Source organism: Saccharibacillus sacchari DSM 19268 (assembly GCF_000585395.1).
In the GTDB taxonomy this organism is placed as follows: Bacteria; Bacillota; Bacilli; order Paenibacillales; family Paenibacillaceae; genus Saccharibacillus; species Saccharibacillus sacchari.
In genome coordinates, this window is the sequence record NZ_KK073875.1 from 5,818,811 (window position 1) to 5,834,087 (window position 15,277).

Genomic DNA, 15,277 nt, shown 5'->3' on the forward strand with positions numbered 1-15,277 from the left:
ACGGCTTTCCTATACGATCCATATAATGAAGACGACAATCATGATGATCTGTAAAATGCCTTTCACGAGCGTGCTGCTGAGCAGACCGACCAACGCGCCCCAGCCTGCTTTCAAGGCTTGCTTGAAGTCCGATCCGTGAATCAGCTCCCCGATCACCGCGCCGATGAACGGACCGAGGATCAAACCGAACGCCGGAATCGCGAAAGGTCCGATAATCAGGCCTACGGTACTGAGTTGAATCGACAGCTTCGAGCCGCCGAACTTTTTGGTCCCCCAGGCGCTTACCACGTAATCCGCCACGATCAACGCGACGAAGATGACGGTCTGAATGATCCAGAACCAGACGGTAAGCTCGCTGAACGAGAAGAACCAGCCATACACGAAAAAGGCGAAATAAATCGCGACCGCGCCCGGCAAGATCGGAAAAATCAATCCCGCCATACCTACGATGAACAGCGCGACGACCAGCACCCAACCCAAAATGTCCAATGCGACCATTCGCAGGCCCTCCTATTTTATGTTCGGTTTACTAGGGCGTTTACGCCGAAGGATTATCCTCCGGACGCGCGGACGATGCGGCCGCTTTTGCTCCCGTTACTTGCTCCTCGGCGTCATCGAACTCAATTCCGTCCAACATGTATTCCCGAATCACCTGCACGATGCCGTCTTCGTTGTTGCCGGCTACCGTAATGTCCGCAAGCTCCTTGACCGCTTCCTGGGCATTGCCCATCGCGACGCCGAGCCCTGCCGCTTCAATTGCGGCAATGTCGTTCAGACTGTCGCCGACCGCAATAACCTGTTCCATCGTAATGCCCAGCAAATCGCACACCTGCTGAATCCCGCTGGCTTTGGAGATGCCGCCCGGGTTGATTTCCAGATTGTCCATCGACGAATTGGTAATCTGAAGGCCGCCCATATCTTGAAGCCGCAGCAGAATATGGTGCAGCACGTCATGGTCTTTCGTGTTATAACCGAACTTCAGCCACTCCTGCTCTTCCAGATTTTCCGGCCAGTGATCCCGATTGTACAACCGCTCCGTCGTGTAGGCCCAGAACCAGACGCCGTACTCTTCCGCCAGCGCGTGCATCTTGCGGATCAATTCCACATCCATCAGTGCGCGAAAATGCAATTCATGCGGCGCTTTCCATACTTCGCTTCCGTTGACCGTCACCATAGGCGTCTCAAGCCCGAGTTCGACCGCGTACGGCAGCGCGTGCATCGCCGCCCGGCCGGTCGACAAGCAAACGTGGAAGCCTTCCTTGATCGCGCGACGAATCCATTTGGCCGTTTCCTCCGATACCTGATGGTCGTCATTCAGCAGCGTCCCGTCCATATCGAGCGCAAGCAGCTTGTAATCGTAACGTGTCATTTTTTACCCCTTTCCAAACGTGTTCACTCTCGCCATTCTATCATATTACCCCGTCTGCTCCAATGTATGCGAGGCAGCTTGCCCAGGTCATGATCGGCATACAAAAAAGCCCTCTCTCGGGCTTACCGAAAGAAGGCTCGGAACGATTGCGGGACGGCATTTTTGTTACAGCTTGATGCTGCGGCCGGATAGCGCGGATTGCAGAGCCGCGAACGTCACTTCCTGCGTTTTGCAGGCGTCCGCGTAATCCGACAGAATACCGGACGTATCGCCGGTGCGAAGCGCGTGCAGGAAAGCTTTGGTCTGCTTCTCGTAAGGATCGCTTTCTTCCGCGAACACGCTTTCTTCATTTACCTTCGTCACCTTCAAATGGCCGGACGTCCACTCCCATAACCCTTCGCGCGTGTAAAAGGACAGCCCGGCTTTGCCGACGCCCGGAGGCAGCACGCAGGTGTTGGAAATATTCGCGACGGCGCCCGTTTTCAGCTTCAACGTGACGGTTCCGATGTCGTGCACGTTGGTCTGCTCCCATTCTTCTTCCGGGAAACGGCTCGCGTATACGGCATGGACTTCTTCGACTTCTCCCGCCAGATGGCGCAGCAGATCCACGATATGCGTCGTCTGCTCGATAAACTGGCCGCCGGACTTCTCTTGTCTGCGCCACCATTCGGCCTGCGGCATATCGCCCATCCACATGCCCGTCGCGATGCCGACCCGACCCGGATGCAGCGCTTCGCGCAGACGCTCCACATTATCCTGATAACGGAAATGGTAGCCGACGGACGTGATCAGATCCGGTGATTTCAAGCGCATGAAGCCGAGAATGTCCTGCGGCAGCTCGGCATCCGTGCCCAGAGGCTTTTCAACGAGGAAAGGAATGCCCCGACCGATCAATTCGCGTTCGATCTCCCCGTGCGCCATGGGAGGCACGCAAATATAAACCGCATCCAGCACCTGCGCGTCCGCCATGTCGGATACGCTTTCATATCCGGGCGCGTCGTAGCGGATACCGAATACGTCTCCCTTGTTTTTGCTGCTGCCGACGATGCCTGCAATTTCCACGTCTTCCGTCGCCGCAAGCAGATCCGCATGTTTCCCCGCAAACCAACCCGTGCCGACGATTCCGATTCTCAGCGTCATGTCTTTCATCCCCTCTTCTGTCCGCCGTCCGATCCGGCGCTTCTCCTTACTAGATTACCATGAGGTTTCCTTAAAAATCCACTCGTTGAAGGTCAGGAACTCTATTCTTTGGGGGAAGCTTGGAGGCGGAGGGAGAAATTACCAGCATAGGCTTCCGAAGTGCATTTCTTCGAAATGCTTCACAGGACGCTGTCTCACTCGGAAAAGTCGATTAAAATTTTAGTGGAATCTTTCCGAGTTCAAAGGCGTCAACATAGCGCTGAATGTTACCGCAGGTTTTCTTCGAAATCCTGTATTTCACTGAATTTCTCCCTCCGCCTGGGCTTCCGGTACAAGAATAGTTAGGGGTGTAGTAATGAATAAAGAGTATTCAAAAATCGAGGCTCACAAACAAAGTACCGAATTGAAATTTTCCCAATGCATTTTGGATACGCAAAAGCGCTCTTTCAAAAGAAAAAGCGCCAAAGTGTCGAGAAAGTCTAACGTAGCTGGAAGCGAGAAGACGGAGAGAGAAATTCAGTGAAAGACGCCTTTGAACTTGGAAAACAACCACTTAAATTTAAATCCAGTTTTCCAAGTGAAACAGCGAATTGAACGAATTTCTCTCGCAGTCTTCTCGCTTCCACCCGCCGAAGTAACTTTCGAGAGCAACTTCGATTCATATACAATCGAACCTTTTCGCTTACACGACTTGAGCGGTGCTGCGTCTGCGCGCGAAGCGGGCGATCAAGCCGTTTTTCGGGGCCAGGATCAGAGCCAGGATGAACAGGATGCCGGCTACGGAAACGATGCAGCCTGCGATGGACGCATCGAGGGCGTAGGAGATCAGATATCCGGCTACGGCGGAAACGATGCCTACGGCTACGCTGAGTCCGATCATGACGCCAAGGCGGTTGGTCAGCAGGTAGGCGGTTGCGGCCGGGATGATCAGCATGCCGACGACGAGGATCGCGCCTACGCTTTCGAACGAAGAGACGGCGGTCATCGATACCATGCCCATCAGCAGGTAATGGAACAGCAGGACCGGAATTCCGCAGGCGACGGCCATGGCCGGATCGAACGCGCAGATTTTGAATTGTTTATAAAAGAGTCCGAGCAGCATCAAAATGACCGTTAGCGTAATGCCCAGCATCCAGACTGCCCTCGGGCCCATATCGGTGCCGCCGAACGTCCAGGTATCCCAAGGTACATAAGCAATTTCGCCGAACAGCACGCAGTCCAGATCAAGGTCGATATGCTGGGCGTTCAGGCTGATCAGCAGCACGCCGACCGCGAACAATGCGGTGAACACGATACCGATCGAAGCGTCGGATTGCAGGCCGGACGTTTGCAGCGTTTGGATCAAGAACACGGTCAACAGACCGAACGCCGTTGCGCCGAGCAGCATCCACATGGAATCTCGCGTGCCGCTCATCAGGAAAGCGATCGCGATTCCCGGCAGCACGGCATGGCTGATCGCGTCGCCGACCAGTGCCATGCGGCGCAGAATCAGGAAACAGCCGAGGATCGAGCAGGCGCTCGCAACCAGTACGGCGGTCAGTATAATCCAAAAGTCCATCATTTTTGCGAGCCTCCTTCGGCAGCGTTCAGTGCGCTTCGCTCGGCAGAGCGGGCATAATCGGCTTTGAGATTACGATGTCGCAGGCTTTTGGACAAAAGTCCTCGCCTCGGAGCGAGCAGTAAGGACAGCACGAAAAATAGCGTAGCGGCCAATACGGTTACAGGTCCGGTCGGAATCCCCTCGCCGAGCGTGCTAATGGCGGCGCCGGAAGCGCCGCTAAGCGCACCGAATACTCCGGCATACGCCAGCATGACCGGAAGGCGATCCGTCCAATAGCGTGCCGCGGCCGCAGGCGTGATCAGCAGTGCCGCCACGAGCACGACGCCGACCGCCTGAATACCCGCCGCAACGGCGACCGTGGTCAGAATCAGCATCGCATGCTCCAGTACTCCGACCGGCAGGCCGATGCCGCGCGCGAAGCCCGGATCGAAGCTGATCAGCTTGAACTCTTTGAACAACAGCATGGCGGCTATCACCAGCAACACGGACACGCCCATCAGGATATAAACGTCGCTTGTCACCATCGCGGCGGCTTGACCGAACAGATACTTGTCCAGACCGCTTTGGCTGCCGCTGCCGCTATGTTGGATATGGGTCAGCATGACCGTGCCGACGCCGAAAAAGAACGTCAGCACGATGCCCATCGCGGCGTCGGATTTGATCTTCGTCCAGCGCGTGATCGCGCTGACGCAGAAGACGGCGGCGATGCCCGCGACCAGCGCGCCGATGAGGAAAAGCGACGCCGATTTTACTTCATGCAGCATAAAGGCGATGCAGACGCCCGGCAGCGCCGCGTGCGCCAACGTATCGCCGAGCAAACTTTCCCGGCGCAAAAAAGTAAAGCTGCCAATGACTCCGCTGCCCAATCCCAGCAGCGTACAGCCCATCAAAATCCAGCGCGTGTTCGGATCGCTCCACAGCGAAATCAGCCAATCGAGCATCGTTGTCTCCTCCTCACTCGTCGAAGTTTACCTGTTTCGGATATCGCTTTCTTTTGCTGCGCCGTCATTGTTTGACCAACGCTTCCCGGCCGTTAGAGCTGACGATCGCCAATTTGCCGCCGTAGGTTTCATGCAGTAGCTCCGGCGTGAACGTCGTCTCAACCGGGCCTGCTGCAATCAGTTTTTTATTCAACAACAGCACATGGTCAAAATATTCCTCGACGGTAGACAGATCATGGTGAACGACAAGTACCGTCTTGCCTGCCCGCTTCAGTTCACCGAGCAGCGCAATGATCGCCTTCTCCGTCGCGGCATCGACGCCAGCGAACGGCTCGTCCATGAAATACAGATCCGCTTCCTGCACCAGCGCGCGAGCCAGAAATACCCGCTGCTGCTGGCCGCCGGACAACTGGCTGATCTGCCGTCTGGCGAAATCCGCCATTCCGACTTTATCGAGCGTGCTCATCGCCAAGTCTTTTTCTTTGCGCCCGGGACGCTTGATCCAGCCCAGATGACCATAGCGCCCCATCATGACCACATCGAGCGCATCCGTCGGAAAATCCCAATCGACCGATTCGCGCTGCGGGACGTAACCCACGCGGCTGCGCATTTTTTTATACGTATCCCCGTAGATCGACACTGAACCGGAGATTGAAGGCACCAGACCCAGTATGGCTTTGAGGAGCGTGGATTTGCCTGCTCCGTTGGGTCCGATAAGCGCAACCAAGTTGCCCTCCGGAAGCGCGAAGCTCACGTCTTCGACCACCGCTTTTCGTTGATAAGCGACGGTAATTCCCGACACCGTAAGGGGAGCAACCGCCGTAGATTCCTTTTTCATCTTCTTTCCTCCTCGTCTCGATCCGCTCAAGTGTTATTTTAATGCTTCTGCAATCGTATCGGCGTTATGTCGAATCATTCCAATGTACGTGCCTTCCGTCGTTCCCGGCTCGCCCATCGCGTCGGAGAACAGTTCTCCGCCGATGGTCACGTCGTGTCCTTGCTGCGCCGCTCCGGCGACGATCGCCTGCATCGAACGTGCGGGCAGACTGGATTCGACGAAGACCGCTTTGATATTGCGTTCGACCAGATAATCGCGCAGCGCGCTGACGTCTCGGGCACCGAACTCGGCTGCCGTGCTGATGCCCTGCAATCCGACGACTTCGACTTCATAGGCCCGACCGAAGTAGCCGAACGCATCGTGAGCCGTCACGAGTACCCGACCTTCCGCCGGAATCTCCAGCATGCGTTCGCGTACATAAGTGTCCAGTTCTTTCAGTTCGCTTAAGTAACGTTCTCCCTGCTCCCGATAAGCCTCGGCGTTGGCCGGGTCTTTCTCGATCAGGGTATCCCGAACCGTCTCCGCCGCAACGGTCCACAGATCGACGTCGAACCAGACGTGCGGATCGAACTCGCCTGTGTCTGCCGAGCCGATCAGACGATCTCTCGGCATATCGTCCGTAACCGCAACGACGGTCTTCTGCGCGGCCATTTTGACGAGAACCCGTTCCATATTCCCTTCCAGATGCAGCCCCCCATAAAAGACGACTGCCGCCCGGTCCAGCTTGCGGATATCGCCTTGCGACGCTTTGAACAAGTGCGGGTCTACGCCGGGTCCCATCAACGTCGTCACCTGAACATGTTCACCGCCGATTTCTCTCGCTGCATCGCCGATCATTCCCGTCGTGGCCGTAACCAACAGCTTACCGTCTTCGCTTATGCCTTGAGCGTTTCCGTTGCCGGAACAGCCGGCCAGCAACATAATTCCCAGAAGCAGAGCCAACATTGTCCAGAATCCACTAATTTTCTTTCTGTTCTCGTTCATGCTCTCCTCCGTCCGAACATTGATTTTTCTGTGTAAACTTTTCCATACGCTAAATTGTTTTATTTATGACTTTTTATTTGTCTTTGCTAACAATGTTTCCTTAGGGCAAATTTTAAAATAAAAAAAGGCAAAACGCAAGTTTTCTCTTTTTTAAATGACCGGAATATAAAAAAGCCTGCTTTCCGCAGAAAGCAGGCTTCACTTTTCAGTTATTCCGCTGCCGTGTCACCTTCGGCATTTTCGTCTTGAATGTCTTTTTTCGGAATGCCGTCAAGTCCGTATTCCTCATCGTAAGCGTCAAAGATCGCGCGTGCGATCGGTGCTGCGCTCTCGGAACCGAATCCGCCTTCCGGCACCATGACCGCAACGGCAAGTTTCGGATTTTCGCGCGGAGCGTAAGCGATGAATACGCCGTTATCGACTTTTTTGCCGTTTAAATCCTGCGTGGATGTACCTGTTTTACGGGCAAAATCGTCTTTGTAAGCGAAATCGCCGAAAGAGCCGCTTACGTCCGTTTTCATGCCTTGTTGGATGACATCCCAGTACGCATCGGGGAAGTCCACCTTATTCAGAACAGTACGGCCGAACTCTTCGACAGTCTCGCCTTTGCTGTCGGTGATTTTGCTTACCAAATGAGGCTGGATACGTTCGCCGCGGTTCGCCAACATCGCGGTATACTGCGCAAGTTGAATCGCCGTGTATTTCCCTTTTTGACCAAAAGAAGCATATACCATTCGAGAAAGGGAACTGCCGTCCTTGTCGCTCAAATAGTCGATTCCGCCTTCCCATTCACCGGGCAGGTCAACGCCTGTTTTCACGCCGAGTCCGAACTCTTTCATGTGCTTGTCCCAGATGTTCAAAGACTCGGCTCCGTCGCGGTTAAACAAACGTTCGCCGATCATTTCTACCATGAATGTGTTAGAAGACTTTTCAATCGCTCTGCGCGGATCGAGTATGCCGTAAGCATGGCTGCCCGAGTTGCGAATCGAGTCGGAGTCGTTGCGGCCGTATTTGGCAATGCCCGTATCGTTGTAAGTCGTGCCTGTCGAGAACAATCCTTCCTCCAAACCGACAAGTACGCTAAGCGGCTTGATCGTCGAACCCAAATATACGACAGACTCCGCGTTCTTGCCCGTATCGCTTACGGGTTTGGAACGGATCGCTCCATTCAGGTACAGATATTCGACCGCGTCGTAATTCGAATTGCTGATCGATCCTGTACGGTACACATTCGCATCGAAGTCAGGCATGCTCGCCATCGTTACGACATTTCCGGTATCGATCTCCATCGCTACGGCCGAAGCCGAGATTGCTTTGGGAAGCTTCGCCAATTGCTTGGTCATGGCATCTTCGGTTTTGAGCTGAATCGTTTTGTTGATTGTGCTCCAGATATCGTTGCCTTTGACGGGAGGAACCACTTCTTCCACGCCGGTGGCTGTATTTTGCGCGGTTACGCCGATCTTGCGGTAACCGTTTTTCCCGCGAAGCTGATCCTGGTATTGTTGTTCCAATCCGAAATAACCGACATTTTCCGTACGGCTGTAGATCAAGCCTTTATCGATTTGATCCTTGAGCCCGGCCGCGATCTTTTTATACATCTCCATGCCGCTGTCCGGATTGCTGACCGATTCGAATTTCTTCACATAGCCGACCGTTTGAACAGCTACGGTATCCGAATCGTAACGGCGAAGCGTTTCTTCTACGACTTCAAAAGAAAGAATACCTTCATACTTATTTTTATTTTCTTTAAAGTAAGCGACTTCTCCATCGCTTAGTCCCGTTTTGGCCGGTCTTGCCGAATAACCGTAACTGTGCACGTTGTTCAAATCCAGCAGTTCCTTTCCGATGAAATCCTCCATGGTCGGATTTTCGATGGTCGGATCGCCTTTTTCCTTGAAAACTTCCAATACTTCTGCCAACACGGCATCAAGCTGCGGGCGGTTTTTTTTGCCTTCGCCCTCAATGAAGTTCTGTTCAAACGTGACATACAAAGTTTGAGTAGGCTCGGAATACGCAAGCTTCACATTGTCCGCCGAAAAAATCGTCCCCCGTACAGGCTTCATCGGAATATCCTGGCTGGCACGTTCTTCGGCTTCTGCCTGAATCTTCGGCGCTTCCACGAACTGCAAAGCCGCAGTTCTTATAATGATGACCGCAAAGACGACAAACACTACGAAAAAGAACAGGCTCATCCGCACGCCGAAACTTTTGCGCTTGCGATGATCGTCCCGTTCTTCTTTGGATAAAATCTTCATCTTGGCCTCCTTGATGAACCGTTAACGGAAAAAGACGCTCTTTCGACAGAGCGTCTTTCCGTCGGTACCGAATTTGTTTCCCTTGCATAGACGGGTAATGACTACTAACACTTGAACGTTTTGACCGTGGTTTTCGTCACGGAATTGAACTAAGGATTTTGCACGGCTGCGCCGTCCGTTCCTTCGATCGGCGTTCCGTCTTCGTTCAACTGCTGCTGCGTCTTTTTCGGCACGCCGTCCAGACCGAATTCGTAATCGTACGCGTCGAAAATCTTGCGCGCGATCGGCGCCGCGCTTTGCGATCCGAACCCGCCTTCCGGCACGACGACCGCTACGGCAAGTTTAGGATTCTGGCGCGGAGCATAGGCGATGAATACGCCGTTATCGATTTGTTGGTTACGAATTTGCTGAGTGGAGGTACCCGTTTTACGAGCAAAATCGTAAGGGAAGTCATCAAAGGTTCCTTTCAACTCCGTATTCATGCCCTTTTGAATCAAATCCCAATATTCCGACTTAAAATCAACTTTGTCGAGGACATTGCGCTCAAATTTCTTGACGACTTCTCCTTTCGAATCCGTGATCTTGTTGACCAGGTGCGGTTCCAATCTTTCGCCGCGATTAGCCAGCATAACCGTAAATTGGGCGAGCTGCATCGTTGTGTATTTCCCTTGTTGACCGAAAGAGGCATAAGCCATCCGCGTTAATGCACTTTCGTCTTTATTTGTATAATCGGTCAAACCCGATTGCTCTCCAGGCAAATCGACTTTCGTTTCAACGCCCAGACCAAATTCTTTCATATGCTTGTCCCAGACGTCTATAGCTGCCGCGCCTCCGTATTTGTTTAAAAGTCTTTTGCCTACCATATCGATCATGAACGTATTGGACGATTTTTCAATCGCTTCCCGAGGTCCGATCCAGCCAAGATAGTGCCTTCCGGCATTGGATATACCTTTTTTGTCAAAGTCCCCGAGCTTTGTATTACCGACGTCCGTATACCCGTCAGAAGGCGAAAACAATCCTTCCTGCAAGCCGATCAATACAGACAACGGTTTGATTGTCGATCCCATATAAACGACGGATTCTGCCTTATTGCGCTGATCGTCAGGCGCTTTAGCTCGAATCGTTCCGTTGATGTACAAGTTTTGAATCTGCTGGAAGTCTTGAGCCGATACACTGCCCGTTTTATATACATTGGCATCGAAGTCCGGCATGCTCGCCATCGCGACTACGTTACCCGTGTCGACTTCCATCGCTACGGCAAAGCCTGTAGAAACGTAAGGATGTTCGCGTTGCAACACTTGAATTTGGTCGGCGATCGCTTTTTCCGTGGCGGTCTGCACGGATTTATTGATATTCATCCAGACGTCGTTGCCTTTTTTCGGAGCAACGATTTCTTCGGTTCCGCCTTCTTTGGCCATGCTTTGCGGCGTAATCTCGATCCGTTTGTATCCGTTTTTTCCGCGCAGATACTCCTGGTATTGCTGTTCGAGTCCGTAATAACCGACGATTTCGTCTTCCTGGTATTGAAGCGAAGGATTGGCGGATGCCTGATTTTTATAAATATCCTGATAGAAACTGAAATTTTTGTTTTCGCGCACGCTTTTGAACTTGGACAAATAACCGACCGTTTGGACGGCCACCGAATCTTGATCATATTCCCGAGTCGTTTCTTCGACGACGTCAAGCGTCAAAACGCCTTTGAATTCGTTTTTGTGCTCTTTGAAATAAGCGATTTCCGCTTCGTTCAAATCGGTTTTGATCTTGCGCGGCGTATAGCCGTAGTGCTTGATGTTCTCCAAGTCCAGGCGATCCCGGCTCAACATTTCTTCAAGCGTGGGCTGCTCGCCGGAAGGATTGAGTTCCTGGAATTTGGCCAAAATCTGATTGACCGCTTTTTTGAGCTCCGGACGGTTTTCCAGGCCCTTCTCGTTATTATTCGCGTAATTTTTAAGCGGCGTCGCGTACAACGTCTGCGTCGGCTTGGAATACGCGATCGGAATGCCTTCCTGGGATATAATATTCCCTCGAATCGGCTGCATCGGAATATCCCGCGTCACGCGGCTGACCGCTTCTTCTTTCAATTCCGGTCCTTCGACAAACTGAAGCATGGCAGTTCGTACAATGATGACGGAGAAAATAGCAAATACGCTGAAGAAAAATAAATTAAGCCGGATTCCGAAGCTTCGCTGACGGCGCATTTCATTTTCTTTTTCTTTATCCTGGACTTTCATGGGCGCCTCCTCTTGATGTTCCTAAAGCTGATAAGAGCATGTTCACAACACGCTCTGCTTGATATGGGTATCGGAAAAATCCTCGCGGTCAAACCAGTCTCCTCCGGACGCCCAGGTCGGATCGAGTTCGATCCAGCGCTTTTCTCCGGCGTCGTATACTTCGTTCCATGCGTGAGACCCGTAGCCTCCCTGCCCGTCTGCGCCAAGCCCCGTCACCACGCGGACTTGCAGTCCGACCGATCGGGCCATGACGGCGTATAAACGTGCATAGTCGATGCAGACCCCCAACCGCGTATCGTAGGTGTCGCGCGGCGTTTGTTCGTTCCAAATACCTTTATTTTCATAATTATCGACTTTATCGTAATCGTATTGAATCCGGCTTCCGACCCAATCGTACAGCCGCTCCGCCTTTTCCCTATCACTGCCCGATCCTGCGGCCTTCTTGGCTTTCTGAGCGATGTCCGCCGGAATATTCCGGTCGATCGCATCATACTTTTGCCGAAGAATACCGTCCAACTCCGCCGTTGCGGATGCCGTGAGCACGGGCAGCTTCTGGGTGATCCATTCACCAGCGGCCGGTTGAAATACCGTTTGCGCGGTATAGCGATAAGCCGGAGACGTTTCTGCGTATCGGCTGAGCGGACTGCCCGGCCAGATCGAGGAAACGACGAATAATAACGCGAGCAGCAGCGCACTTCTCCAGACTCCGGCAATCAGACCCAATCCGGCTCCGCCGAGTCGATCCGCGAAGCCCCCGCTTTTGCGTCGTTTGCCTTTTTTCTTGGGAGCTTCCCCAATTGGCATCCGCCATCTCGCAAGCAGCGACAACACCAACACACAGACCGGGTAGATCAGCAGGAACAAAAGCGCGATGCGCAGCAAGGCAAAGTCGGTCACGAATCCAAGCAGCGCGTATCCGGCCGACTTCCATTGCGGAAGTTCGCCGGAAGGCATGGCGAGCAATGTTTGGTCCGCCCAATTTTGCGCGTAAGGAGAGAGCCAACCCGCCAACAGCAGAGCGGCCAGGATGCCCAGCACGCGCAGCAGCAAACGACTGAACATGGAACCAAGTCCAGCTGCTGTCCGGCGCGTTCCCAGAAAGGCGCCGCGAAGCACGGACAAAATCAATACCGCCAGCAACACCAGACTTATCACGTCCATGCTCGGCATTTTTCCACCTCCCGAATATTGGACGCTTCCATTAGCGAACTGCCCTGCTTTTCAGTCAATATGCTCATACTTTTTACTTGCTTCGGGCCTGCGCGGCGCGAATGAGCGCATTCACTTGCTCCCCGCGTTCCCATTCGCCAAGCGATACGCCTCGGTATGTCACTTCGACGCTCGTGGCATTCGGTTTGCCTTCCAGCTTCAGACTTGTCGTCTGTACGACGAAAGAACCGCTTTCTCCCCGCTTGAACGTTGCTTCAGCCGCTTCGTCTTTCAACATTTTCAGTGCTTCGCCTTGAAGCTTTGCCACCGCTTCGTCTTTCACACTGGTTACCGTATTCTGAATTTGATCAAGCGATACGCCGCTGTACACGATCAGCGCTACGACAATGACGATCGCGATCGCCCATTTTATCATCGTTTTGACTAAGTTTATCACCAGCAGCACGGCTACCAGCGCAATCAGAAGAATCAGCCAGTTTTGCCTGACGAATTCGATCCACACTTCCGTATTCAACAAGGCAGCTCCTCCGTTCTTCACGTTCATTTGCATGCAGGCTGCCCCCCTCGTTTCCGGCATTCTGCGTGCTTTTCAATTATACAGGAACAAAAGGCCCTCTGTCAGCTTTCGAGGCATTGTTGCGACCTCTTTTGCAATCTAGGCCCCGCCCAAGTACACTTAGTAAAAAAATCCCGTTACGGATCTCAGGAGGCGAATCGCACATGTCGATTACCGTGATCGTGGAAGGCAAAAATGATCGAAGCAAGCTACGTCGGCTTTTGGACGATGAGGTTCAAATTCTTTGCACGTTCGGCACGCCGAATTCGGCAAGGCTGGAGTCTCTATATAAAGAAGCCAAAAACGACGAGGTCTATCTCTTTTTGGACAACGACTCGTCGGGCAGAAAAATTCGCGCCTTATTGTCCGATCTTTTCCCGGACGCGGATCATCTCTACACAAGACGGGGTTACGCGGGCGTCGAAGGTACGCCGGACGAGTACGTGGTACAGCAGTTGGAAAAGACGGACTTGGACGCGTTTATTTTATATCCCGAAGAAATGCTGCGTGCCCAGTCCGAATCCGAAAAAGAGAGCCGACGCGCCGCCTTGGACGGACGTATGAAACGATCACAGTGAATCGGTGTCGACATCTTTCGTTTATTGCCCGGCGCTGCCGCATCGACAACAATAAAGCCGTCGCCCGTCCCGAAAAGGAGACGAACGACGGCTTGCCCGATACCGCAAATCAATGTGCCGTATCGATAATCATCAACAAGAAGGTAACCATCATATAATAGATCGAATACATGAAGACTTTTTTGCCCCAGGCATCCGGATCTTGGCCTTTCGCCAGTCCTTTGACCGCGAAGAACAACCACAGTACCGTGATCGCGATCGAAGCTACGGTGAAGATCATGCCCACGTATCCGTAGGCGTACATCAGAATCGGCACGGGCAGCAGCAGCACGATGTAAGGCAGCATTTGCCATTGCGTGCGGCGAATGCCTTTGACGACCGGAAGAATCGGGAAGCCCGCAGCGCGATATTCTTCGACGCGGCGAATGCCGAGTGCCCAGAAATGCGGCGGCTGCCACAAGAACATCCAGAGGAACAGCAGAACGGCGCCCATGTCGATCGTATTCGTGACGGCCACATAACCGATAACCGGCGGCATCGCGCCGGAGATTCCGCCGAGCGACGTGCTCCACGTGGAGGTCCGTTTCAACCACATCGTGTAGAGCACGACGTAAGCGAACATGCCGATGGCTCCGCAAATTCCGGTCAGCACTCCGCAGAATGCAAACAGAATAGTCAGGCCCAGCACGCCCAGCACGATTCCGTACGTCAGAACGACGCTTGGGGCGATCTTCCCTGTCGGCAGCGCACGGTTCTTCGTACGCTCCATTTTGGTATCCATCTCACGGTCGAGATAGTTGTTGAATACGCCCGATGCGCCGACGATCAGCATTGTTCCTGCCAGTGTGAAAAGCAGATTCAACCAATCGATGTTCCACCGCGAAGCCAGCCAGAAGCCGGCCAGCGTCACGAACAAGTTCGAGCGTAAAATGCCCGGCTTTGCAAGCGTCAAAAAATCTCTCCAGGTCACCCGCGTCTCTGCGGATTCCGATACGGGAGAGGCTTCCGAGGCTGCATAATTCAATGGTTTGCTCACTCGCTTAATGCCTCCTTTTACGTTCCGATCCGCATTTTTCCATTCATGCGGCATATTAGGGTAGTGACGATAATGACTAGAATCGACTTCAAATAAGCCGAGAAAAGGTATCGCTATGAAATTTATCATATCAAAGGCCTTTCCGATTGCCAACGATTCCATAAACAAGTTCGATAATTTGACAATTTCATGAGTTTTTCAGGGCTTCCACAAAAAAAGATGTGGAATTTTTTCGGGAAACGGGTACAACTTTAGGAAGAAATTTTGGATTTTTGTTAACCGAATGAGGTATACTGAAAAGAAAAACGGAGGTTATCCGATGAATAAAGGTCTGGCCCTATGGTTTGCGGTATCTTCGATGGCCCTGGTTACGCTGAGCGCGATCTTGATTAACGAGAGTGCATGGTTGGCACTGGGAGTCTTTGTTGTCGCGACATTGAATATCGGATGGGGCTTTGCCACCAAAGTTCGCATCCAGCGCAAAGCAGGCAACGTCCCCCCGAAATCCGTGCATTAAGTTGAAAGCGATCCCAATCTTATAACAGGCATATGTGAAAAAGCAGCTTCGCCATTACTATCGGCAAAGCTGCTTTTTATCGTGATGTCTAATTTCAAACT

At 52.8% G+C, this 15,277-nt stretch carries 13 protein-coding genes and 1 pseudogene; 2 read left to right on the top strand and 12 right to left on the bottom strand.

The genetic code is table 11. The features are described 5' to 3' along the window. Positions 1–9: 9 nt before the first annotated feature. The 11 genes from SACSAC_RS25270 to SACSAC_RS25320 form a co-directional block, all read right to left on the bottom strand. Positions 10–489: a DUF456 domain-containing protein gene (locus SACSAC_RS25270; protein WP_037293759.1), complete on the bottom strand. Its 480-nt coding sequence runs from the start codon at positions 487–489 to the stop codon at positions 10–12. A 49-nt stretch (positions 490–538) separates the two neighbouring features. After that, positions 539–1,369: a Cof-type HAD-IIB family hydrolase gene (locus tag SACSAC_RS25275; protein WP_037291214.1), complete on the bottom strand. Its 831-nt coding sequence runs from the start codon at positions 1,367–1,369 to the stop codon at positions 539–541. A gap of 165 nt (positions 1,370–1,534) precedes the next feature. Then, entirely contained in the window at positions 1,535–2,509 is a 975-nt protein-coding gene (locus SACSAC_RS25280; protein WP_037293761.1) for a Gfo/Idh/MocA family protein, read from the bottom strand. Positions 2,510–3,191: 682 nt separating this feature from the next. After that, positions 3,192–4,070 carry a metal ABC transporter permease gene (locus tag SACSAC_RS25285; protein WP_037291215.1) on the bottom strand — a complete coding sequence of 293 codons (879 nt, stop codon included), beginning with the start codon at positions 4,068–4,070 and terminating at the stop codon, positions 3,192–3,194. Further along, positions 4,067–5,011 (bottom strand): metal ABC transporter permease, encoded by a 945-nt coding sequence (locus SACSAC_RS25290; protein WP_037291219.1) that lies wholly within the window; start codon positions 5,009–5,011, stop codon positions 4,067–4,069. The genes SACSAC_RS25285 and SACSAC_RS25290 overlap by 4 nt, the downstream gene beginning before the upstream one ends. Positions 5,012–5,075: 64 nt before the next feature. After that, positions 5,076–5,849: a metal ABC transporter ATP-binding protein gene (locus SACSAC_RS25295; protein ID WP_037291221.1), complete on the bottom strand. Its 774-nt coding sequence runs from the start codon at positions 5,847–5,849 to the stop codon at positions 5,076–5,078. 33 nt (positions 5,850–5,882) lie between these two features. Further along, a complete protein-coding gene (locus SACSAC_RS25300; protein ID WP_037291223.1) occupies positions 5,883–6,833 on the bottom strand; it encodes a metal ABC transporter solute-binding protein, Zn/Mn family in 951 nt (316 codons plus the stop codon). A 209-nt stretch (positions 6,834–7,042) separates the two neighbouring features. Beyond that, the gene (locus SACSAC_RS25305; protein WP_037291225.1) at positions 7,043–9,088 is read right to left on the bottom strand and encodes a peptidoglycan D,D-transpeptidase FtsI family protein; all 2,046 of its coding nucleotides are present in this window, start codon (positions 9,086–9,088) and stop codon (positions 7,043–7,045) included. Positions 9,089–9,237: 149 nt separating this feature from the next. Beyond that, complete coding sequence (locus tag SACSAC_RS25310) at positions 9,238–11,319, bottom strand: peptidoglycan D,D-transpeptidase FtsI family protein (protein WP_037291227.1); 2,082 nt, start codon at positions 11,317–11,319, stop codon at positions 9,238–9,240. Between the two features lie 42 nt (positions 11,320–11,361). Next, on the bottom strand, positions 11,362–12,489 hold the full coding sequence (locus SACSAC_RS25315) for a transglutaminase domain-containing protein (RefSeq protein ID WP_037291230.1): 1,128 nt from the start codon (positions 12,487–12,489) through the stop codon (positions 11,362–11,364). A 73-nt stretch (positions 12,490–12,562) separates the two neighbouring features. Further along, a complete protein-coding gene (locus SACSAC_RS25320) occupies positions 12,563–13,039 on the bottom strand; it encodes an ATPase (protein ID WP_245608702.1) in 477 nt (158 codons plus the stop codon). A 170-nt stretch (positions 13,040–13,209) separates the two neighbouring features. Between SACSAC_RS25320 and SACSAC_RS25325 the strand changes: the two are divergent. After that, positions 13,210–13,539 (top strand): annotated as a pseudogene (locus tag SACSAC_RS25325) (toprim domain-containing protein); the annotation flags it as partial. A 193-nt stretch (positions 13,540–13,732) separates the two neighbouring features. On the opposite strand, the gene cyoE reads toward SACSAC_RS25325, so the two are convergent. Beyond that, positions 13,733–14,668: a heme o synthase gene (gene cyoE / locus SACSAC_RS25330; RefSeq protein WP_425414840.1), complete on the bottom strand. Its 936-nt coding sequence runs from the start codon at positions 14,666–14,668 to the stop codon at positions 13,733–13,735. A 310-nt stretch (positions 14,669–14,978) separates the two neighbouring features. Between cyoE and SACSAC_RS25335 the strand changes: the two genes are divergently transcribed. After that, the gene (locus tag SACSAC_RS25335) at positions 14,979–15,176 is read left to right on the top strand and encodes a hypothetical protein (protein ID WP_037291238.1); all 198 of its coding nucleotides are present in this window, start codon (positions 14,979–14,981) and stop codon (positions 15,174–15,176) included. Positions 15,177–15,277 lie beyond the last annotated feature (101 nt).